This window comes from Streptomyces sp. NPDC006294 (assembly GCF_042870895.1).
In the GTDB taxonomy this organism is placed as follows: domain Bacteria; phylum Actinomycetota; class Actinomycetes; order Streptomycetales; family Streptomycetaceae; genus Streptomyces.
In genome coordinates this window covers 58,257-80,124 of sequence record NZ_JBIAHV010000018.1, presented here as the reverse complement: position 1 = coordinate 80,124, position 21,868 = coordinate 58,257, and the positions used below count along the sequence as shown (strand labels likewise).

The window sequence follows — 21,868 nt, the reverse complement described above, 5'->3', positions numbered from 1 at the left end:
ACGCCGATGCCCCCGGCAGCGGGGCTGCCCGGGGGCATCGGATGCGGTGCGGGACGGTGGGGTGCGGTGCGATGCGGTGGGGTGCGGCGTCGTGTCGTGCCGTGGTCGTCAGGCGACGCGCAGGCGACGTTCCCGCAGGTGTTCGTAGTGCGGGAGGTGGTGCCGGTAGAACGGGCCGAGCACCGGATGGCCCGGCACGTCCAGCGGCGGACGGCTGGTGACGGCGGCGCTGATCGTGCCGCTGCCGCTCGCGTCCTGGTGCCAGCGGGCCGTCTTCTGCCAGCCGGGCAGCCCGCCCGGACGCCACGACAGGGCGTGCTCCAGGAACGGGACGCCGATCGCCGCGCAGTACGCCCGCAGCGTCTCCGCCGGCGCCGCGACGAGGTCCGCCGCGTCGACCACGGCCGGCTCGGCCCCCGTCACCCCGACGACCCGGTCATGGATCTCGCGGAGCCACGCGAAGCCGATCTCGTCCCGCCCGAGCCCGGGGTTGAGCCCGTAGTGGGAGGCGATCGCCTCCCGCGGGTCGCGCACGATGAAGGTGTGCCGCGCCCGGCTCAGGAAGCGGGCGTCCGCCAGCACCCCCGGATAGCGGAAGTCGGTCGTGTCCTTGACGAACACCGGCCGCTGCCGCCCCAGTTCGAGCAGCCGCGCGATCACCTCCGCCTCCGTGCGGCACACCACGCCCTCGATCTCCTCCCGGCCGAAGTCCGTGAGGTGCGAGAACGGCTCGTGCAGCACGAGGAAGTCACCGCGTTCCGCGATGCTGCGCGAGAAGACGGTGGACCGGCAGCGCGGCGCGCTCCACAGCACGACCAGCCGGCCGTCCCCGCCGCTCACCTGCCCACCCCCTGCAGCAGCTCGTGCACCGCGGACACGATCCGCGAGCGGTGACCGGTGAGGAAGAAGTGACCGCCGGAGAGCACCTCCAGCGTGAACGGCCCCGACGTCTCCAGGCCCCAGCGCGCCATCAGCTCCGGCGGCACCTCCGGGTCCCGGTCGCCGCACCAGGCCGACACCGGGCAGGCCAGCGGGGGCGGCGAACCGATCTCGGGCTCGTACCGGTAGTTCTCGATGAGATGGAAGTCCGCGCGGATCATCGGCAGCAGCACGTCGAGGAGTTCGTCGTGGGACAGGACCTCCTCCGGCGCCGCGCCGTAGTCCCGCAGCATGTCCACGAACCGCTCACGCGGCAGGCCGCTCACCGGCGACGGCGGGCGGACCACGGTCGGGCAGGGCCGCCCGGACACGAACAGGTGCTCCACGGGATGTCCGCGGCGCTCCAGTCGGCGCGCCGTCTCGAACGCCAGGACCGCGCCCATGCTGTGCCCGAACAGGGCGGCCGGGACGGGCGAGCGGGCGATCGCCGCCGCCGCCAGGTCTGCGGCCACGGCCATGCTCCGTACGGGTTCCTCGGCCATCAGCGTGCCCCGGCCCGGCAGTTGCACCGGCACCAGTTCCACGTCCGACCGGAACTCCTCGGCCCAGGCGTGGTAGTACGCGGCGGAGCCGCCCGCGAACGGGAAGCAGTACAGCGCCACCCGGGGCGGCGCGCCGGCCGGCCGGTGCCGGCGTTCCAGCCAGCTCGCCGACGTGGGGGAGGGGACGGCGACGCTCATGCGACCGCCCCCGCTCCCGCCGCGGCGAACGAGCGCGCCGGTGCCGCCTTCGCGCGCGGTGTCAGCCGTACCGGCAGGTGCTTGAAGCCGGCCACGAAGTTCGACGCGAGGTGCACCGGTTCGCCGGCGAGCTCCACCGACTCGACCCGCTCGGCGAACTCGTCCAGGAACAGCCGCAGCGCGAGGCGGGCGAGGCCGGAGCCGATGCAGTAGTGCGGTCCGACGCCGAACGCGATGTGCCGGTTGGGCCGGCGGGCGACGTCGAAGGTGAACGGGTCCTTGAAGACGCGCTCGTCACGGTTGGCCGAGCCCAGCCAGACGCTGACCGGTTCGCCCGCCCGGATCGTCCGCCCGCCCAGTTCCACGTCGGCCGTCGCGTACCGCATGAAGTGGCTGGCGGGCGACGACCAGCGCAGCAGCTCCTCCATGGCCGTGCCGCGCAGCTGCGGGTTCTCCCGCAGGGCCCGGAACTGCTCAGGGTGCTCGGCCATGGCCAGGGCCGTCGTGGAGACCACGTGCGGTGTGGTCACGTTGGCGCCGAGGAGCAGGCTGTAGCAGTTGAGCATGATCTGCTGCTCGGTGAGCGGCTCGCCCTCCAGGCTCATCCGCAGCAGGATGCCGATCAGGTCGTCGCCGGGGTCCGTACGGTCCCGGCGGGCGATCTCGTCGCTGAAGAAGGAGAACAGCTCGTGATGCGCCTGGCGCAGGGTGGGCTTGGGCGCCTTCTCCATGTACTCCGGGTCGTCGTAGGCGATGGTCATCGTGGTCAGCCGGGACATCCGGTCCCAGGTCTCGCGGGGCAGGCCCATCATGGAGCCGGTGAAGGCCATCGGGAACATCAGCGCGGCCTGCGCCAGGTCGAACACCTCGCCGTCCAGGGCGGGTTCGAGCATGTCCCGGACGATGCCGCGGATCGTCTCCTCCTGCGCGGCGACGGCTCGCGGCGTCATCACGCGGTTGAGCGGGTCGCGCAGCTGGCCGTGCCGGGGCGGGTCGGTGTCGGGCATCATCTGGTCGGACGCGATGTCCGGCATGGACAGGTCGATGATGCAGAGCATGGTCCCGCGCCGGGAGGAGAAGACCGAGTGGTCCTTGAGCACCCGGCTGACGTCCGCGTGCCGGGTGACCACCCAGAAGGGCTCCCGGCCGTCGGACGGGGTGAAGTGATGGACCGGGTCGTGGGCCCGCAGGTGGGTCCACAGCGCGTGCGGGTCACCCTCGGTGTAGTACGTCGAGGCGAGGAAGTCCACGGCCGTCACATCGGTGTCCGCCGGGGCGAACGGCGGTGTCGAAAGGCGCATCTGTTGTCTCCTCCGGGAGGGGCCGGGCGGCCGGTTCAGGCCGAGGCTTCGGACAGCTGATCGAGGGTGGCGGCGAGTTCGGCGACGGACGTGCCGCGGTAGAAGTCGCGGACGGGCAGCAGCACTCCGCGCTCCTGCTCGATCAGCGCGATCAGGTCCATCGCCGACAGCGAGGTCCCGCCCAGGACGAAGAAGTCGTCGTCGGGTCCGGGTGCGGCGACGCCCAGCAGCCGGGCGAACAGGGTGGCGACGTACTCCTGCGACGCCGGGCCGGCGGACGTGGTCTGCGTGCTCATGAGGGCCTGCCTTCCGTGGTGTTTCCGGTCGTGTTCGGTGAGGTGCCGGCGGGTGCCGGGAGCGTGGTCGTCCCGCGGGCGGGCGCCGCGTGCGGCTCCCCGCACGGGTTCGGGTACGGGTACGGCCCCGGCGCCCGGTCCCGCCGTCGGGCACGGGCCGGTGCCGCGTACGGCTCGCCGCACGGGTTCGCGTACGGGTGGCGGCCGCGGCCTGGGCCCGTGCCGGTTCCGGCGCCGGTCCGGTCGGCCGGGTCCGGGCCCGCCGGAGTGGCCGTCCCGTTCCGGTGCGTGGCCGCGCCGGGTCGGGTCCGGTTCGGTCCCGGCGCCTCGTGTTCGTCGTGGGGTGTCCCGGCCCGGGCCGGGCCCTGCGGTCGGGGGGCCTGCCCGCGGCGCGTGGCCGGGGCGGTGCGGGCGGGTCCGCGGCCGGTCCGGGCGGCGTCCGGCGGGGTCAGGGCCAGGGCTCGGAGGGCCGCGGCGTGGACGGTCTCGGCGCTCACGCCCGTCGCGGCGAGCAGCCCGGGGTGGTCGTCGACGCGCGTGGGCAGCGCGCCCGTCACCGCGACCCGCAGCACGGGCCGGGGGGCGTGGGCCGCGACGACCTGCGTGACCGCGTCGCCCAGACCGCCCTGCGGCCGGTGCTCCTCGACCGTGACGAGCCCGGCGGTCTCGGCGGCCGCGGCCGCGACCGCCGCCTCGTCGAACGGGGCCAGGGTGTGGATCTGCAGCACCCGCGCGCCGACCCCGTCCGCGGCGAGCCGGTCGGCGGCGACCAGCGCGAAGTGGACCGGCAGCGGACCGCACGCGACCAGCGTGACGTCGTTCCCGGCGCGCAGGGTCACCGCTTCCCCGAGCCGGAACGGCGGGACCGCCCCGCCGTGCACCGGGGGAGTCGCCGACCGTCCGAGCCGGAGGTACGAGGGTCCGTCCAGCTCGTGCAGCGCCGCCAGGGCGGGGCCGATCTCCCGGGCGTCGGCGGGCACGACCACGGTCAGCCCGTGCAGCGCCCGGGTGACGGCCAGGTCCTCCAGGCAGTAGTGCGTACTGCCGAAGTGCGCGGCCGACAGGCCGGCGTGGGTCGCCACCACCCGTACCGGCAGGCCGGTGCCGACGATGTCGAGCTTCAGCTGCTCGGCGGCCCGGGTCGCGGCGAACGTGGCCATGGTGTGGGCGTAGGGGCGCAGCCCGCGGGCGGCGAGCCCGGCCGACACGGTGAACAGGTTCGCCTCCGCGATGCCGGTGCTGACGTAGCGCTCGGGGAACCGGCCGCCGAAAGAGGTGTCCAGGCCGCCCAGGTCGGAGTCGAGGCAGAGCACCCGCTCGTCGTCCGCGGCGAGCGCCGTCAGAGCCTCCCGGTACACCTCCCGCGGACCGGCGGACGCGGACGCGGTGGGCGCGGGGGCGGTCACCGGGCCACCTGCCCCGCGGCGCGGAGCGCGGCGAGCGCCCGCCGGTGCAGTGCCGGGCTCAGCGTCACGTAGTGGCTCGCCACCCGGCGCTCCAGGAACGGGATGCCGCGCCCCTTGACGGTACGGGCCACCACGGCGACCGGCCGGCCGCTCTCCGAGGGCGCGGCGAGCGCCGCGCGCAGCGGACCGTGGTCGTGGCCGTCGCTCTCCCGTACCTCCCAGCCGAAGGACCGGAGCCGGTCGCCGAGCGGCTCCAGCGACAACGAGCCCTCGGTGGAGGCGGACTGTTGCAGACCGTTGCGGTCGACGATCGCGGTGAGCCGGGACAGCCTCCGGTGGCCGGCGAACATCAGGGACTCCCACACGGAGCCCTCCTGGAGCTCGCCGTCCCCCATCAGGACGAAGACCCGCTCCGCCGCGCCGCCTCTGAGCTGCCCGGCGAGCGCCAGACCGCAGCCGAGCGCCAGACCGTGCCCGAGCGAGCCGGTCGCGAACTCCACACCGGGCAGCCCGCGGGAAGGGTGTCCGAACAGCCGGCTGCCGGGCGAGGCGTACCCGTCGAGTTCGGCCTCGTCGAGCAGTCCGCGGGCGGCGAGCGCCGCGTACAGGGCCGGCGCCGCGTGGCCCTTGCTGAGCACGAACGAGTCACCGGGCAGGTCGAGCACGTCGAAGTAGAGGACGGCCAGGATGTCCGCGCAGGACAGGCTGCCGCCCAGGTGCGCGCCCTGCCGGCCGGCGGCCATGCGGACGATGCCGTGGCGGATGCGCAGCGCGGCCTCCTCGGTGGCCCGCGCCGAGGTCTTTGCCGCGGAGGACAGCACCGGCTCGGTGGTGGCGGGGGCGGTCATGCGGCGCTCGCCTCCTGCCGGCCGCGGGCGGTCGGGGAGGCCGAGCGCACCATCCGGCGGATCAGGTCGAGGTGCTGCCACACCTTCTCGAAGCCGTCGGCGTACGCGGCGAGCACCGGGCCGGAGTCGGGGTCGAGGTGACGCCGCTGCAGGCACAGCGAGTCGGTGAGCACGGCGTCGGCCACCGGGAACCGCGCGCCGGCCGGGACGTGCGGAGCGAAGGCGGGATGCGCCGGCAGGGGCGCCTCCTGGTAGCGCGACACCGGTACGCCCTCCGCGCGCAGCGCCCGGTGCAGTGCCCGGCGCAGCGCGGCGGCGTCCTGGTCCGCCAGTCCCAGGGCGCGCGGTTCCAGCCGAAACCGCAGGATGTGCCAGGCGTGTACGCAGCCCTCGGGAACCACCGGCACCCGTAGTCCGGGCAGTGAGGCGAGCCGGTCGAGGAAGGCCAGGATGCCGGGCGTCCTGCGGCGGCCGTACTCGTCGAGGCGGGTGAGCTGACTGCGGGCGAACGCCGCCTCCACGGGGCCGATGCGGTGGTTCCAGCCCGTGGTGTGGGACACATAGCTGCGGGTGCGCCGGGGGCGGGGGTCCTCGCCGAACTGCCGGAGCCGCAGGACGCGTTCGTGCAGCTCCGGGTCGTCGGTGGTGAGCAGGCCGCCCTCGCCGCAGGCGGGCAGGTTCTTGCTGGGGTGCAGACTGAAGCAGCCCACCGTCCCCAGCGCGCCGGTGCGCCGACCCCGGTGGGCGGCTCCGTGCGACTGCGCGGCGTCCTCCACGACCGCGGCGCCGAGGTCTGCGGCGATCGTCCGCAGCGCGTCCATGTCGGCGGGCAGTCCGTGCAGATGGACCGGGAGCAGCGCCTTGGTGCGCGGACCGGCCACGGCGCGCACGGCGGCCGGGTCCATGGTGTACGTCCGGGGGTCGATGTCCGCGAAGACCGGCCGCGCCCCCTGCTGGACGACGGCGAGGGCGGTGGCGTTCATCGAGACGGCGGGCACGACGACCTCGTCGCCGGGGCCCACGCCGATCGCGGCGAGGGCGAGTTGGAGCGCCGCGGTGCCGGAGCCCACGGCCGCGCAGTGCGCGGCGCCGGTGTAGGCGGCCCACTCCCGTTCCAGACCGGGCACCTCCTCCTCGCCCTCGGCCGTGGCGGTCAGCCGCCCGCCGGCCAGGACCCGGGCCACGGCCTCCTCGTCGTCGCGCGTGACCACCGGCCACCGGGGCGCGGCGGTCTCCGGCGGGACCGCGCGGGGTCCGCCGAACATCGCGAGCTGGTGCGGTCGCTCCGTCATACCAGTCGTTCCGCCTCTCTCGGTTCCCTCGGTCGTGCTCGTGTTCGCGGGTGTGGCGCGGGCGGCGGTCACGGCCGGTCCAGCGCGGACTCGACCGCGTGCAGGGCCGCTTCGTAGCCGCGCAGCAGGGTGCGGCCGTGTTCGACGACCTGGCGGGCGGCCTCCGCGGGGTTCTCCTCGCCGTGGGCCGCGCTGATGCGGACGCCGGTCCAGGAGTGGGAGACCAGCTCCACGGCGCGGCCCGCCTCGGCGAGGCGGAAGCGCCCCAGACGGCGGGCGGCCTCGGCGAGGAACCGGGCGTGCAGCCCGGCCTCGGCCTGCGCGGGCCAGCCGATGCGGTATGTCCGCAGCAGCGGGGCCGCACCCTCGGCGGCGACGGCGCCGGGCAGGGTGTCGAAGTAGGCGGCGAGGGCCGGCAGGCCGTCCCCCTCCGCGCCGCGCAGCGACTGGACGTTGGTCCTCAGCGCGGTGCGCAGCCACGACCAGGTCGGGTCCGGCTGCGGCCCGTCCAGCCGGACCTCCAGCCAGCGCCTGGCGGGCCCGGACCCGGCGAAGAAGGGGTCGCTGCCGTCGTCCGGGTTGGCGGAGGAGCGGCTGCGCTCGAGTACCTCGCGGGGCAGCGGCCCCCGGTAGGCGGGTGGCATCGGGTCGAGGACCCGGTAGGTGCGGGTGTCCGCGTCGTACCCGGTCACCATCAGGAGGTGCCCGGCGTGCACGTCGTGGTAGGCCGGGCGGAACGGCAGATGGTAGTTGTCGACCGAGACGATGGGCACGATGCCGTCGGCGAGTGCGGCGGCCACCTGGTCGTGGGCCTCGGCGTCGTCAACGGGCCGGTGCCACCGCAGGGTCAGCGGGTGGTAGATCCCGAAGGAGGACGCCAGATCGTCCCCCGCGGGGTGGAAGAACTCGACGGGCTCGCAGTCCTCGGGCACGGCCCGCAGCCGCCAGCCGCTGCCGAGAGCCTGCAGCGGGTCCCAGCCGCCGAGCCGCAGCACGTGCACCAGATCGACCTGGAGGCAGCTGCAGAGGTCGTCGTACCAGGCGGGGGAGGAGGTCACCGGCACCGCGCCCGTGTACGGGCCGGTGGGGGTGATGCTGACGGGGCCCTGGACGTCTTCCGCGACGAGGGCCGGGCTGCCCAGGACGGTCATCGGACTCCCTCCACGGTCAGGGCGAAGAGGTGCAGGGCGGGGTTGTCGGGCAGCCGTACGCTCCGCAGCGGTTCCCGGCGTACGGCCGGGACGCGCACCGACCAGACCTGGCCGCCGAGGTCGGGCTGGATGTGGTGCGGATAGTGCATGCCGGCCGAGCGGGCCGCGAGCACCTCGCCGAAGTGCCCGGTGGCGGGCCAGAAGTCGGAGACGCGGATCCACTCGGGGTCCACGGCCCCGGAGGCGTAGTGGAGATGGACGGTCTCCTCGCAGCGCCGCTCGGACGTGACGAGCAGATGCAGCCAGTCGGCGGCCGTGCCGTCCGGAAGGTGGACGAGCTGGCCGGTGCAGCGCACATTGTCGGGTGCCACGCCGTCGGGCGCGGCGATGTCGAACTCGACGCCGGAGACCCGGATCCGGCCGGTGGGCAGGGTGCCGATGGGCAGGCTGTTGCCCCATACGTTGAGCCGGCCGTTGCCCAGGGTGTCCGGACCGGTGAAGGCGACGTTGTTGAACAGTTCGGTGAGGCGCAGCGGCAGTTGTATGTGCTCCCTCGCCTCCCTGTTTCTCGCGCCGGTCGGTTCGATGACTTGAAGAGTCACTTCGGTCCCCCTCCACGCACAGAGTGATGCTGACCCCTGAAGTCTACATAGAGTCTCGCTTGACTTTGAAGAGTCTGTAGCTTTTAGATTGAGTCAGTCGCCCGGAGCGGGCAAAATACTTCAGGACTCGATATGGAGTGTGTGATGTCTCTGGACACCATGACCGAACGAGCGGCCTGCCCCGACTGCGGTGCGGGCGTCGAACTGGCCGCGGACACCGAGGTCACCGAGATCGTCGTGTGCACCGGCTGCGCCGCGGAACTGGAGGTCGTCGCGGTGGGGCCCGTCACCCTCGCGCTGGCCCCCGAGATCGAAGAGGACTGGGGTGAGTGACCTGACCGGGGCCGAAGCCGGTATCGGGGCGGGGGCCGGTACCGGCGACGGCCGGCCCGTCGCGCTGATCGCCTCCCGGGTGCGCTTCGAGGAGAAGCTGCTGCTCGAAGCGTTCCGGAGGCGCGGCGCGGATGTCACCGTGATCGACGACCGGACCCTCAGCTACCGCGTCGGCGGCCCGGCGCCGGCCTGGCGGGTGGCGTGCAACCGCTCGCTGGCCGGCGCCCGGCGCCTCGAAGTGAGCCGTATGTGCGAGGCGTTCGGCATCCCGGTGGTCAACTCCGCGTCGACCGTGGCGGTCTGCGACAGCAAGATCCACTGCACGCTGGTCCTGCACGCCGCGGGCCTCCCCGTCCCCGTCACGGCCGTGGCCCTCACCCCGGCCGCCGGCGAGGAGGCGCTGCGCCGGGTCGGACTGCCCGCGGTGGTCAAGCCCGTCAACGGCTCCTGGGGCCGGGGACTGTGCAAGATCAACGACGCCGACGCCGCCGAGGGCGTGCTCGCCCTCAAGGAGTCCCTGCCCTCGCCGCAGCAACAGCTCGTCTACGCACAGGAGTTCGTCCGCACGCCGCAGCGCGACATCCGGGTCGTCGTCGCGGGCGACCGGGCCGTGGCCGCCGTCCACCGGACGGGGGAGCACTGGATCGGCAACGTCGCGCGGGGCGCCCGGACCAGCCGCTGCCCGCTCACCCCCGAGCTCGAGGACCTCGCCCTGCGGGCCGCCAAGGCCGTCGGCGGCGGACTGCTCGGGGTCGACCTGCTGGAGAGCGACGACGGGCGGCTGCTGGTCAACGAGGTCAACAGCGGCGTCGAGTTCCGCGGCGCGGCGGTCGGCGACGAGGCCACCGCCGTCGCCATCGCCGAGGCCTTCGCCGACCACGTGCTGACCGAGGCCGCGCAGGGCAGGGCCCCCACCGCCCGGCCCGTACCGAGTCAGGAGAGCGACCACCCATGAGAGCCAGCATCCTCGGGGGCGCGGGCTATGTCGGAGGCGAACTGGCCCGGCTGCTGCTCGGCCACCCGACCTTCGACCTGGTCCAGGCGACGTCCCGGCGCCACACCGGCAAGCCCCTGCACACCGCCCACCCCAACCTCCGGGGCACCGGCGAGCTGTCCTTCACCGACCCCGCCCGCCTGGAGCGCGTCGACGTCCTGTTCAGCGCGCTCCCGCACGGCGAGTTCGCCGCCCGGCTCGGTGAACTGCGCGAGCGGGCCGGGCTCCTGGTCGACCTCAGCCCCGACTTCCGGCTCCACGACCCCGAGGCGGCCCGGCGGCACTACGGCACGGGCTCCTCGGCCCGGGCCGCGGGCGCTTCCGCGTTCGTCCCCGGCCTGCCCGAGCTCTACCGCGACCGGCTGCGGACCACGGACCGGATCGCGGTGCCCGGCTGCATGGCGACCGCGGCCATCCTCGCCCTGCGCCCCCTCGCGGACGCGGCGCTGGTGGACGGCGACGTCCTGGTCGACGCCCGCACCGGCTCCAGCGGCTCCGGCAACACCCCCGGCCCCGCCGGCCACCACCCCGAACGGGCCTCCGCGCTGCGCGTCTACGGGCCCGCCGGCCACCGCCACGAACCGGAGATCACCCAGCACACCGGCGTACGCGCCCGGATGACCGTCACGGCCGTGCCCGCCGTGCGCGGCGTCCAGATCGTCGCCCAGGTCCGGCCGGGCCGCGCCGTCACCCGTACCGACGTGTGGGCCGCCTACCGGAAGGCGTACACCGACGAGCCGTTCGTACGGCTCGTCGCGCAGCGCCAGGGCCTGCACCGACTGCCGGAACCGCGGATGCTGCTCGGCTCCAACCACTGCGACATCGGCTTCGACCTCGACGACGACGGCGACCGGATCGTCGCGGTCGCGGCGCTCGACAACCTCGTCAAGGGCGCGGCGGGCGGAGCCGTGCAGAGCGCCAATCTCGCCGCCGGTCTGCCGGAGCGGTCCGGGCTGGCCTTCCCCGGCCTGCACCCCATGTGAACGACCCGACGTGAAGGGAGGGACAGGATGACACTCGTAGTGAAACTGGGCAGCGACATCGACAGGGACGCCGTCCTCGACGACATCGCCGCACTCACCGCGCAGGGCACGCGTGTCGTGCTCGTCCACGGCGGCGGAGCGGAGGCCGACCGGCTCAGCGGTCAGCTCGGCCGCACCGTGGAACACCTGCGGTCCGCCGACGGCACCACGGCCCGGCGGACCGACGCGGCGGCGCTCGACGCGCTGACCATGGCCCTGCTCGGGCGGGTGAAGCCCGCCCTGCTGAGCGGACTGCGCCGGCGCGGCATCGCCGCCACCGGACTGTCCGGCGCGGACGGCGGCACGCTGACCGCGGTACGCAAGAGCGCGCTGCGCGTCTACGACGACGGCGGCCGGGTGCGGATCGTCCGCGACGATCTCAGCGGCCGCGTCGACCGCGTCGACCCCGCCCTGCTGCGCACCCTGCTCGCCGCGGGCGCACTGCCGGTGCTGTCACCGCCCGCCGCGGCCGAGGACGGCACGCTGCTCAACGTCGACGCCGACCGTGCCGCGGCCGCCGTCGCCACCGCCCTGGAGGCCACCGCCCTCGTCCTGCTCACCCGCGCCCCCGGCGTCCTGCGCGACCCCGACCGCCCCGACACCGTGCTCCCCGACCTGGCGGTGGGCCCGGCCGCGCAGCTCCCGCCGTCCGTACGCGGCCGGATGCGCCACAAACTGCGCTCCGCGGCGGACGCTCTGGCGGGCGGCGTGGACCTGGTGGCCATCGCTCCCGGCCGCGGCCCGGCCCCCGTCCGCGCGGCGCTGCACTCCCGGGCCGGCACCCGCCTGCGCCTCCCCGTCGCCGCACACCGGAGGCCCGCGTGAGCACCCCCGAGCGCTGCGCGGTCACCCACGGTGCGGACCACGCCGTCCGCGCGCCGCGGACCCGTCCGCGCGGACCGGGTCCAGCCGCCGGGCCGACGTCGCAGCTTCGCGTACCGGGCCGCGCCCCGCTCGGCGGGGGCACGGCGCCGGCGGTTCGTCCCGGTTCCGTCGGGCGCGGTGCGGCCCGTCGCGGCGCCACAGGCCGGGACCGGGGCCCGGGCCACCACGCGGGGAGGGGGACCGCGTGAGCGGGGGCGACGACTATCCGGCGCGGCTGCTGCGCGGACTCGTGGGGATTCCGTCCGTCTCCGGACGGGAGGAGCGGGCCTCCGCGTATCTGGCCGGGCAGATGGAACGGCTCGGCATGCGGGCCAGGGTCGACGCCGTCGGCAACGCCGTCGGGGAGATCGGCCCCGCCGACGCGCCCACCGTGCTGCTCCTCGGACACATCGACACCGTGCCCGGCGACATCGCGGTCTGCCAGGTCGGCGATCTGCTCTACGGCCGCGGCACGGCCGACGCCAAGGGCCCGCTCGCCGCCATGACCTGCGCCGCCGTCCGCGCCGCGGCCGCGGAGCCGCGGCTGCGGATCGTCGTGGCGGGCGCCGTCGGCGAGGAGGTGCCCGGCTCACGGGGCGCGCGGCACCTGCTGCGCACCCTGTCTCCGCCCGACGCCGTCGTCATCGGCGAGCCCAGCGGCTGGGACGGGGTGTGCCTCGGCTACAAGGGCCGGGTCGGCGTCGAGTACGAGGTCAGCCGTCCGCCCATGCACACCTCCAGCCCACAGGAGACCGCCGTCGAGGCGGCCGCCGCGTTCTGGCGGGGGGTCGACGCCTATATGCGCCGGGCCTCCGGGCCGCACGAGGGCGTGTCCTTCGACGCGGCCGCCGCCACGCTCGTGCGGCTCGACGGCGACATCAGGGACGCCGCCGCGTCCATCACCTGCCGGGTGCCGGCCGGGTTCGACTTCGACGACTTCCAGCGGTTCGTCGACCACACGGCCGTGCACGCCGCGGCGCGCCTGGACGAACGCGTCCCCGCCGTACGCCGCGGCGTCTCCGACCCGGTGGCCCGCGCCCTGCGCAACGCGATCCGGCTGCACGGCGGCCGTCCGGTGCTGCGCCTGAAGGCCGGCACCTCGGACATGAACGTCATCGAACACCAGTGGCCGGTCCCGATGGTCGCCTACGGCCCGGGCGACGCCCACCTCGACCACACCGACGACGAACACATCGCCCTCGGCGACCTCCACCGGTCCGTCGCCGTCCTGACCCGGGCCCTGACCGATCTGGCCGGCGTGCTGCGCCGCGCACCGGCCACCACCCTCATCCACGCCTAGCGGACACCGACGCCGCGCGGACCAGCCGAGCGCACCGATTCGAAGGAGACCGTCGCCATGGGGCGAGCCGACAACAAGACCGTCATGATCACCGGTGCGGCCCGCGCCCTGGGCCGCTCGCACGCCCTGCTGTTCGCCGAGGAGGGGGCGGACCTGGTGCTCGTCGACCTCGGCCGCGAGAGCGGCGGACCGTACGCGATGCCGGGCCGCAAGCTGCTGGAGGAGACGGCGCGCGACTGCCGCCGTCTCGGCAGCCGGGTGGTCACCGCGGTCGCCGACGTCCGCGACCAGGCCCAGGTCGACGCGGCCGTGGCGGCCGGACTCGACGAGTTCGGCTCCATCGACGTCCTCGTCAACAACGCCGGGCTGCTCGCCCCCGGCGGCGTCATGTCCCACGAACTCTCCGAGGAGGACTGGCAGCTCGTCATCGACGTCAACCTCAACGGCACCTGGCGCTGCGCCCGCGCCGTGCTCCCGCACATGGCCGCGCGGCGCAGCGGCGCCATCGTGAACACCGCCTCCACCGGAGGGCTCGTCGCCTTCGAGATGTTCTCCAGCTACGTCGCCTCCAAGCACGCGGTCGTCGGCCTGACCAAGGCGCTGGCCCTGGAGTACGGACGGCTCGGCATCCGCGTCAACGCCGTCTGCCCGACCACCGTCGAGGCCGACCCGGCGCTGCGCACGGAGAGCACCGCGGCCGTCGCCGCGTCCATCGGCAGCTCGCTGGAGGACTACGAGCGCAGCTCCGCCTCGTACCACGCGCTGCGCCGCCTGGTCACCGCCCAGGAGGTGTCGGAAGCCGTCCTCTGGCTGGCCGCCGACACGTCCGGCGGCGTCACCGGAACCTGCCTCGTCGTGGACGGCGGCTTCACCGCCCGCTGATCGTCCGCCCCGCGCCCCGCCCCCGCCGCCCCCGCACCCGCCTCGAAGACCCGGTTCACCCGATGGAGTCCGCCATGACAGACCTGGCCCTGACGCTGGACGACGACGTCGCGCGACGGCTCGCCGCCCTCGATCCGCGACGACGTGACCTCGCCCTCCGGCTGCTCGCCGAGGGCGCCGGGGAGGGCCCGCCGCCGGAGCGGGGGGTCGGGCGCCGGCCCGCCGGGGCCGCCGGGCTCGCCCTCTCGTACGAGCAGGAACGGCTCTGGTTCATGGACCGGCTGGTGCCGTTCCGCGAGGTCTTCCACGTGCCGACGGCGCTGCGGCTGCACGGGCCGCTCGACCCCGACGCCCTGCGGCGCGCCCTGCAGCGCACCGCGCAGCGGCACGAGTCGCTGCGGACCGTGTTCACCGAGACCCCGCAGGGCCCTGTGCAGAGCGTGCTCGACCGGGTCGCCGTCCCGATGACCGTCGACGACCTGACCGGGTGTCCCGACGCCCGCCACCAGGCCGAACGACGCGCCGCCGACGCCGTCCTCGAACCCTTCGACCTGGAGCGCGGCCCGCTCCTGCGCGTCCGCCTCTACCGCACCGCCGCCGAGGAGTGGCTGCTGCTGATCGTGCAGCACCACATCGTCTCCGACTACTGGTCCCTCGGCATCCTGCTCAACGAGATCGGCGCCCTGTACGCCGCGGAGCGCGACGGCGCCCCCGCGCCCGCCGCCCCGTCCCTCCACTACCCGGACTTCGCGCACTGGCAGCGGGAGACGCTCACCGGCGAGAACCTGCGGCGCGAACTGGACTTCTGGCAGGACACCCTGGCCGACGCCCCCGAACTGCTCGAACTGCCCCTCGACCGCCCCCGCACGGCGGAGCGCCGCACCCGCGGCCGCTTCCACCCCGTCCGCTTCGCCCCCGCCCTCACCCGCTCCGTGCGCGACCTCGCCGGCGCCGAGGGAGCCACCCTGCACCAGGCGTTCCTCGCCGGCTACTTCGCCGCGCTGTCCCGGCACGTACGCCAGGACGACATCGTGGTCGGCGTCCCCGTCGCCGGACGCAGCCGTCCCGAAGTGCAGTCGATGATCGGCTACTTCCTCAACTGGCTGCCCATCCGCGTCCGGGTCGGCGACCGGCCCTCGTTCCGCGAGCTGCTGCGCCGGGTCGTCCGGGCGTCGAACGAGGCCTTCGCCCACCAGGACCTGCCGTTCGAGATGCTGGTGCAGGCCCTCAACACCCGCCGCAGCCCCGGCTCCACGCCCGTCTTCCAGACCTCCTTCAGCCTGCGCGACGCCCCGCCCGTGCCACCGGCCATCCCCGGCACCACCGTGGAGTTCGCCGACCTCGGCGGCGGCGCGACGCACTACGACCTGATGGCCGAGCTGTGGGCCGAGGGCGGCACCGTCACCGGCTATCTCCCGTACAACGACGAGCTGCTCGACGACAGCACCGTCGGATCGTTCTTCGACCGGATGCACCGCCTGCTCGAAGACGCCGTCCGGCGTCCCGACACCGCCGTCGCCGACCTCGACGTCCTCGGCGCCCGGGAACGCGCCCGGCTCCTCGGCACGCCCGCCGCCGCGCCGGCCGGCGCCGACACCACCCTCCACGAGCGGTTCGCCGCCACCGCGGCCCGGTACGCCGCCCGCACCGCCGTCACCTTCGAGGACGAGCACCAGGACTACGCGGCCCTGGACCGCCGCTCCAACCGGTTCGCCCACGCGTTGCGCGCCCTCGGCGCGGGCCCCGGCCGCAACGTCGCCGTCCACCTCGACCGGTGCGCCGACCTGCCGGCCGCCCTCCTGGGCGTGCTCAAGACCGGCGCCGCGTACGTCCCCGTCGACGCCGACAACCCGCCCGAGCGCACCGCCGTCCAGTTCGCCGACGCGAGCTGCGCCGCCGTCGTCACCACGTCCGACCTGGCCGCCCACCACCCGGACCCCGCCCCGCCCGTCCTGCTGCTCGACGAAGGCCCCGACGGCAGCGGCGACCCGCTCGCCGCCTTCCCCGACACCCCCGTGGCCGCCCCCGCGGTGGACTCCGGCGCACCGGCGTACATCATCTACACCTCCGGCTCCACCGGCGTTCCCAAGGGCGTCGTCGTCAGCCACGCCAACGCGCTGCGTCTGTTCACCTCGGCGGAGGAGCACTTCGACTTCGGCCCCGACGACGTGTGGACGATGTTCCACTCCCACGCGTTCGACTTCTCCGTCTGGGAACTGTGGGGCGCCCTGCTGCACGGCGGCCGGCTCGTCGTCGTGCCGCACTGGGTGACCCGCGCCGCCGACGAGTTCGCCGCGCTCCTCGCCGAGGAACGCGTCACCGTCCTCAACCAGACACCGTCCTCCTTCGCCCAGGTCAGCCGGATCGTCCTGGAGCGGCGGCCGGAACTGGCCCTGCGGTACGTGGTGTTCGGCGGCGAGGCCCTCGACCCGACTGCCCTCGCCGACTGGTTGGCCGCGTACGGGGACAGCACGCCGCACCTCGTCAACATGTACGGCATCACCGAGACCACCGTCCACGTCACCCACCGGCGCATCACCGCCGCCGACGCGGCCGGCGTCGACTCGGTCATCGGCGACCCGCTGCGCGACCTCGCCCTGTACGTCCTCGACGAGGGACTGAACCCCGTCCCGCCCGGCGTCGCGGGGGAGCTCTTCGTCGGCGGAGCCGGCGTCGCCCTCGGCTACCTCGGCCGGCCCGGCCTCACCGCCGACCGGATGCTCCCCGACCCGTTCGCGAGCGAGCCCGGCGCCCGGATGTACCGCAGCGGCGACCTCGCCCGGCGGCTGCCCGGCGGCGAACTGTGCTACCTCGGACGCGCCGACGGCCAGGTCAAGATCCGCGGGCACCGGATCGAACTCGGCGAGATCCGCTCGGCCCTCCTCGCGCTCCCCGCCGTCGTCGACGCCGTCGTCGTCACCCGGGCCGACGCCACCGGCAGCCGGCGGCTGATCGCCTACGTCGTCCCGGCGGAGGGGGCCGAGGTCACGGGCCGCGAGCTGCGCCGGTCGCTGGGCCGCGGGCTGCCCGAGTGGATGGTCCCCACCGTCTACGAGACCCTGGACGCGATCCCGCTCACCCGCAACGGCAAGGCCGACCTGCGGGCCCTGCCCGAACCCGGCGCCGGGCCCGACGCCCGCGCCCGGGTCCATGTGCCGCCGGAGACCGACACGGAGAAGGCGCTCGCCGCCATCTGGCAGGAACTCCTCGGCGTCCCCCAAGTGGGCCTGGACGACGACTTCTTCCATATCGGCGGCCACTCCCTGATGGTCGTCCAGCTGGTCTCCCGCATCCGCGAACGGCTCGGCCGCGAGGTGCCCATCGCCGGTCTCTTCCAGCACCCCGGCCTGCGCGAGATGGCCACCGAGATCGACACCGGCGTCGGCTCCTACGAGGTGGGCGCCGGCATGGCCGCGGACAGCGAGAGCGCCCTCGCCGGGATGAGCGAGGCCGAGATCGACGCGATGCTCGCCGCGCTCGACGACGAGTGAGTCGCGGACCGCAAGAGACCACCGACCAAGGGAGACCCGAGATGCATCCCGCACACGAGCAGCTGCCGCTCACCCCCGTCCAGGCCCAGCTGTGGTTCGCCGAGAACATGGAGGCGGGCCGGACCCTCTACACCGAGTCCGGCGGGCTGCGGCTGACCGGCCCCGTCGACCGGGCGGCCCTGGGCCGGGCGCTGCTCGCCGCCGTCGCACGCCACGAGGCGCTGCGCACGGTCGTCCCCGCGCCGGACGGGATTCCGGTGATGCGGGTGCTGCCGCCGCCCGACAGCGCCCCACTGACGTTCGCCAGCGTGCTCGGCATCCCGCCCGAGCACCGGGAGGAGGCCACGCGGGCCGCGGCCACCGACTTCGTGGAGCGGCCCGTCGACCTCGCGGAGGGGCCGCTGCTGCGGGCCATGCTCATCGACGCCGACGACGGGACATCGGTGTTCGTCCTCGCCTGCCACCACGTGGTGTGCGACGCCGCCTCCGCCGCCCTCGTCCTCGACGAGATCGTCCGCGACTACGAGGCGTTCATCGCCGGCCGGATCTCCGCCGTCCCCGAACCCGCCCTGCAGTTCGGCGACTTCGCCGTCTGGGAGCGCGACACCCGCGACACGGTGGAGAGCGCGGAGCTGGCCCACTGGCAGCAGACCCTGCGGGACGTGCCGGACGTGCTCGACCTGCGTGCGGGCCGCCCGCGCCCCGCACGGAAGGGCACCACCGGCGCCCGCGTGGAGTTCGACCTCGGCGACGACCTCGCCGACCGGCTGCTCGCCCTCGCCAGGAAGCACCGCACCTCCGGCTACGTCACGGCGCTCGCCGCCTTCGCCGGGCTCGTCGCCCGCCGCACCGGCCGCGACGACTTCCTCCTCGGCACCATGGTCCCGGGCCGGGACCTGCCCGAACTCGAGCAGGTCGTCGGCCAGTTCGCCAACACCGTGCCCGTCCGCCTGGACGCCTCCGCGGACCCCGGCTTCGAGGAGCTCATCGGCCGCACCGGCCGCGCGGTCTCCGCCGCGGCCGGTCACGGACGGACCAGCCTCGGCCGGATCATCGAGACCGTCCTGCCCGGCGGCGGCCGCTCCGACAGCCGCAACGCCCTCCTCCAGCATCTCTTCCTGCCCCGTGTCTCCCCCGTGTCCACGCCGCGCTTCGGCGCCGCGGCCGCCGAGCCCTTCGAGGTGGACCGCACCCGCGGCCGTCTCGACACCATCACCGAGATCGAGCTCGGGCCCGGCCGGCTGCGCGCCTGGGTCGAGTACGACACCGAGCTGTTCACCGCGGACGAGATCGGCCTCCTCTTCACCGAGTACGCGGCCGTGCTGCGATCCTGGGCCGAAGACCCCGGCCGCCGGCTCTCCGCCCTCCCCGTCACCGCCGTCGAGCTCCCCGACGAAGCCGGCGCCCACCGCGACGAGGAGGAGAGCGGCCGGGTGCCGGAGGGCGACCCGGTGCTGCTCTCCCTGGTCCGCGAGGTCTGGGCGCAGGAGCTGGACGTGCCGGACGTCGGCCCGGACGACGACTTCTTCGTCATGGGCGGACACTCCATGCTGTCCGCGAAGCTCGTCGGCCGGATCGGCGAGACCTTCGCGATCCGGCTGCCCCTGCGCACCCTCTTCGAGAACCCCACGCCCGCGCTGCTGACCGCCGAGATCCACCGCATGTACCCGGAGATCGTCGAACTCGTCCGCAGCGTCTCCCGGCTGACCGACAGCCTGGCCGACACGGAGCCGGCGCCGGACGACGCCGGGACGGCCGCGGCGCAGCCGCCCGCCGCCGACACCGAACGGCTCGTCCCGCTCGCCGCCTCCCAGCTCCAGATCTGGCTGTCCGAGCAGAAGAACCCCGGAACACTCACCCACACCGTGCCGATGCTCCTCACTCTGCACGGCCCGCTCGACACCGCCGCGCTCCAGGGAGCGGTCGCGGACGTGGTGGCCCGGCAGGAGGCCCTGCGCAGCACCTTCGTCGAGGTCGACGCCGAACCCCGCCAGCGCATCGTGCCGCGGCTGGACGTGCCCGTCCCGCTGATCGACCTGTCCGGGAAGCCGTCGGGGGAGGAACGGGCCCGGGAAGCCGCCCGGCTGCGCGAGGAGACCGCCCACACCCCGCTCGACCTGGAGCGCGGCCCGCTGCTGCGGGTCCGGCTGGTCCGGCTGGACGAGCAGGAGCACGTACTGCACCTGCTGTTCCACCACCTCGTCACCGACGAGGTGTCGATGACGCTGTTCATGCGGGAGCTGTCGGAGTTCTACCGGGCCCGCGTCGAAGGCCGCGCCCACCGGCTGCCGCCGCTCACCACCAAAATCGCCGACCTCGTCGCCGACGAGCGCGCCATGCTCGCCGGGCCGGAGGGCGAACGGCTGCGGCGCTACTGGGTGCGGCGGCTGACCGGAGCACGCGAACTGCGCCTCGACACCGACCGGCCGCGGACGGACGACCTCGGTCAGGTGGGGGAGTTCCTCCAGGGCTGGGCGCCCGGGGAACTGTTCGCGCGCATGTCGGAAGCGGCGAGGAACCGGCAGACCACGGTCTTCACGGTGTTCCTGACCGCTGTCCTCACTGCGCTGCACCGGCTCACCGGCGAGGACGACATCGTGATCGGCGTCCCCTGCGAGAACCGCACCCAGCCCGGCGCCGACCGGCTCATGGGCTGCTTCCTCAACGTGCTGCCGCTGCGCGTCGACTGCTCGGGCGACCCGACGTTCGCCGAGTTCCAGCGCCGCGTCAGCGACCGGCTCCTCGACGCGTACGACCACCAGCGGCTGCCCATCGCCGACATGGTGGACGCCCTGCGGCCGGAACGCTCCGGCAGCCGCCAGCCCCTGTTCCAGGTCACCTGCGAACTCCAGCTGGCCATGTGGATGCCGCTGGACCTGCCGGACATCACGGCGGAGTACGAACTCGTCTCGCACGGCACCGCCCGCTACGAGATGTCCTTCCACGGCCAGGCCCGGCCCGACCGGCTGAGCGTGGCCCTCGAACTCAACACCGGTCTGTGGCACCGCGAGACGGGACTCGCGCGTATCGAGGACGTCCTCGCGGTGCTGCGACAGGCGACGGCCGCGGACGGCGGCAGGACCCCGCTGTCGGCGTTCATGCCGGGCCGGCCCCTGGCCCGCTGACCGCCGGGCCGACGGCAGGCGGCCCCGCGTCACCGCGCTCGGGCCGCCGCGGGACCCGGAAACGGCGGCGGGGAGGAAGCGGCGATCCCGCGTCCTCCCCGCCGCCGTTCACTCCGGCGCGGGCGGTCAGACCGTCCGTACCGACATCGCGTACGACCGGCCGGTGCACGCCTCCAGATGCCCGACCTCGGCCTCCAGCGCGTCCTTCGGCACCTCGGGGCTCTCGGAGAACAACTGCACGTCCACGGCCCCGTCGGTGATCTCCCACACCCCGGCGACCCGGCCCTGGTACACCACGACCGGCGTGATCCAGCCGGACGTACGGCTCACCGCCTTGCGCCGCTCCGCCCGCAGCAGGCGCGTGTCGGACGTGCCCGGCCCCAGCACGTACTGGTCGAACCCGGCCAGCAGCCGTACCTCCTTCGACGGCTTGGCCGCCGCCAGCGCGTCCACGTCCTCGGCACGCAGGTAGCACGCCGTGCCGTCCACCTCCACCCGCGCCAGCTCCTCGCCGAGCGAGGCGAACCAGCCGCGCACCGCGGTCTTGCGGTGCGCGTTGCGCGTCAGCCAGGCGTCGAAGGTCTCCGGCGTCGCCGGCCCGTGCGCCCCCAGGTACGCGGGGATCACGGTGCGGGCCGCCTCCTCCGGGTCGATCGTCCCGGACCAGCCGGGCACCCGGTCGCGCGGCGAGGCGAAGGTGATGCGGTTGCCCTGGTTCGGGCCGTGGCACAGCTTCCCCGTCCAGGCCAGCGGCTTGAGCACGGTCCCCCAGCCGGACGTCAACTGCGCCTCGAAAGAGGCGAACCTGCCGTCGGCGACCAGGGCCTCCGTGAGCTCCTGGCGGGTGAGGGTCCGGCCGGCGAGGATCTCGTCCACGGCCTCGCCGAGCGCCGTCATCTGCGTCGGCGTGACCCCGAACGTCCGCTGCCAGGCGGGCTTCTCCCAGGTCCGTGCCGCCGCCATCAGCGACAGATAGGCCGCCATGTGCTCGGCCGCCACGAGATGCAGCGTGCCCCGCATGACCCAGGTCTTGACCACCTCCCGAGTGTCGAGCGCCTTCTCCACGGCGTCGGCCTTCGGTTTCTGCTGCCGGGTGGCGAGTGCGAGCTCCGCGGACGAGGCCACCTGTGCCTGCACTCCCGCGAGCTCCCGCACCAGCCGCGCGACAGAAGACGTCCGCCGCGGAGCAAGGCTCTGCTGCCGCAGCCGCCAGGCGAGTACCTGATCCTGAGTCACCTGCATGAGCGCTCCTCGGTATAGGTCGCAGATCGCCTGCCATCCTGCCCGAACGGTGCGGCGAAACGGGCCCGATCCACTGGAGAACGGCTGGAGTCCCACCGTC

Annotated in this window: 18 protein-coding genes; 8 read left to right on the top strand and 10 right to left on the bottom strand. The window is 74.5% G+C overall.

The window, feature by feature from the left end; genetic code table 11:
• Positions 1 to 108: 108 nt before the first annotated feature.
• From ACFYOP_RS27890 to ACFYOP_RS27850, 9 genes are all read right to left on the bottom strand, one after another.
• Positions 109 to 840 carry a sulfotransferase family protein gene (locus tag ACFYOP_RS27890; protein ID WP_356897729.1) on the bottom strand — a complete coding sequence of 244 codons (732 nt, stop codon included), beginning with the start codon at positions 838 to 840 and terminating at the stop codon, positions 109 to 111.
• Positions 837 to 1,619, bottom strand: coding sequence for an alpha/beta fold hydrolase (locus tag ACFYOP_RS27885; protein WP_356897730.1), 783 nt, complete (start codon positions 1,617 to 1,619; stop codon positions 837 to 839). The genes ACFYOP_RS27890 and ACFYOP_RS27885 overlap by 4 nt, the downstream gene beginning before the upstream one ends.
• Positions 1,616 to 2,920, bottom strand: a complete 1,305-nt coding sequence (locus ACFYOP_RS27880; protein WP_356897731.1) for a cytochrome P450 — start codon at positions 2,918 to 2,920, stop codon at positions 1,616 to 1,618. Before ACFYOP_RS27880 ends, ACFYOP_RS27885 begins: the two co-directional genes overlap by 4 nt.
• A 35-nt stretch (positions 2,921 to 2,955) precedes the next feature.
• A complete protein-coding gene (locus tag ACFYOP_RS27875) occupies positions 2,956 to 3,216 on the bottom strand; it encodes an acyl carrier protein (protein ID WP_356897732.1) in 261 nt (86 codons plus the stop codon).
• Positions 3,213 to 4,622 (bottom strand): transketolase C-terminal domain-containing protein, encoded by a 1,410-nt coding sequence (locus tag ACFYOP_RS27870; RefSeq protein ID WP_356897733.1) that lies wholly within the window; start codon positions 4,620 to 4,622, stop codon positions 3,213 to 3,215. Before ACFYOP_RS27870 ends, ACFYOP_RS27875 begins: the two co-directional genes overlap by 4 nt.
• Positions 4,619 to 5,470 carry a transketolase gene (locus ACFYOP_RS27865; protein ID WP_356897734.1) on the bottom strand — a complete coding sequence of 284 codons (852 nt, stop codon included), beginning with the start codon at positions 5,468 to 5,470 and terminating at the stop codon, positions 4,619 to 4,621. Before ACFYOP_RS27865 ends, ACFYOP_RS27870 begins: the two co-directional genes overlap by 4 nt.
• Positions 5,467 to 6,762, bottom strand: a complete 1,296-nt coding sequence (locus tag ACFYOP_RS27860) for a DegT/DnrJ/EryC1/StrS family aminotransferase (protein WP_356897735.1) — start codon at positions 6,760 to 6,762, stop codon at positions 5,467 to 5,469. The genes ACFYOP_RS27865 and ACFYOP_RS27860 overlap by 4 nt, the downstream gene beginning before the upstream one ends.
• Positions 6,763 to 6,830: 68 nt before the next feature.
• On the bottom strand, positions 6,831 to 7,913 hold the full coding sequence (locus tag ACFYOP_RS27855; protein WP_356897736.1) for a BtrH N-terminal domain-containing protein: 1,083 nt from the start codon (positions 7,911 to 7,913) through the stop codon (positions 6,831 to 6,833).
• Positions 7,910 to 8,515 (bottom strand): hypothetical protein, encoded by a 606-nt coding sequence (locus ACFYOP_RS27850; protein ID WP_356897737.1) that lies wholly within the window; start codon positions 8,513 to 8,515, stop codon positions 7,910 to 7,912. Before ACFYOP_RS27850 ends, ACFYOP_RS27855 begins: the two co-directional genes overlap by 4 nt.
• 144 nt (positions 8,516 to 8,659) lie before the next feature.
• Between ACFYOP_RS27850 and lysW the strand changes: the two genes are divergently transcribed.
• The 8 genes from lysW to ACFYOP_RS27810 all read left to right on the top strand — a co-directional run bounded on the left by lysW (position 8,660) and on the right by ACFYOP_RS27810 (position 20,526).
• Complete coding sequence (gene lysW / locus ACFYOP_RS27845) at positions 8,660 to 8,848, top strand: lysine biosynthesis protein LysW (protein WP_356897738.1); 189 nt, start codon at positions 8,660 to 8,662, stop codon at positions 8,846 to 8,848.
• On the top strand, positions 8,841 to 9,803 hold the full coding sequence (locus ACFYOP_RS27840; RefSeq protein WP_356897739.1) for a RimK family alpha-L-glutamate ligase: 963 nt from the start codon (positions 8,841 to 8,843) through the stop codon (positions 9,801 to 9,803). The genes lysW and ACFYOP_RS27840 overlap by 8 nt, the downstream gene beginning before the upstream one ends.
• Positions 9,800 to 10,825 (top strand): N-acetyl-gamma-glutamyl-phosphate reductase, encoded by a 1,026-nt coding sequence (gene argC, locus ACFYOP_RS27835; RefSeq protein WP_356897740.1) that lies wholly within the window; start codon positions 9,800 to 9,802, stop codon positions 10,823 to 10,825. Before ACFYOP_RS27840 ends, argC begins: the two co-directional genes overlap by 4 nt.
• 27 nt (positions 10,826 to 10,852) lie before the next feature.
• Entirely contained in the window at positions 10,853 to 11,689 is an 837-nt protein-coding gene (locus ACFYOP_RS27830; protein ID WP_356897741.1) for a [LysW]-aminoadipate kinase, read from the top strand.
• A gap of 244 nt (positions 11,690 to 11,933) precedes the next feature.
• Entirely contained in the window at positions 11,934 to 13,028 is a 1,095-nt protein-coding gene (locus ACFYOP_RS27825; RefSeq protein WP_356897742.1) for a M20/M25/M40 family metallo-hydrolase, read from the top strand.
• Positions 13,029 to 13,085: 57 nt separating this feature from the next.
• Positions 13,086 to 13,910, top strand: a complete 825-nt coding sequence (locus ACFYOP_RS27820; RefSeq protein ID WP_356897743.1) for an SDR family oxidoreductase — start codon at positions 13,086 to 13,088, stop codon at positions 13,908 to 13,910.
• A gap of 74 nt (positions 13,911 to 13,984) precedes the next feature.
• Positions 13,985 to 17,401: an amino acid adenylation domain-containing protein gene (locus ACFYOP_RS27815; protein ID WP_356897744.1), complete on the top strand. Its 3,417-nt coding sequence runs from the start codon at positions 13,985 to 13,987 to the stop codon at positions 17,399 to 17,401.
• Between the two features lie 41 nt (positions 17,402 to 17,442).
• The gene (locus tag ACFYOP_RS27810; RefSeq protein ID WP_356897745.1) at positions 17,443 to 20,526 is read left to right on the top strand and encodes a condensation domain-containing protein; all 3,084 of its coding nucleotides are present in this window, start codon (positions 17,443 to 17,445) and stop codon (positions 20,524 to 20,526) included.
• Between the two features lie 126 nt (positions 20,527 to 20,652).
• Here the strand turns inward: ACFYOP_RS27810 and ACFYOP_RS27805 are convergent, their stop codons facing one another.
• Positions 20,653 to 21,768 (bottom strand): winged helix DNA-binding domain-containing protein, encoded by a 1,116-nt coding sequence (locus tag ACFYOP_RS27805; protein ID WP_388453185.1) that lies wholly within the window; start codon positions 21,766 to 21,768, stop codon positions 20,653 to 20,655.
• Between the last annotated feature and the right edge of the window lie 100 nt (positions 21,769 to 21,868).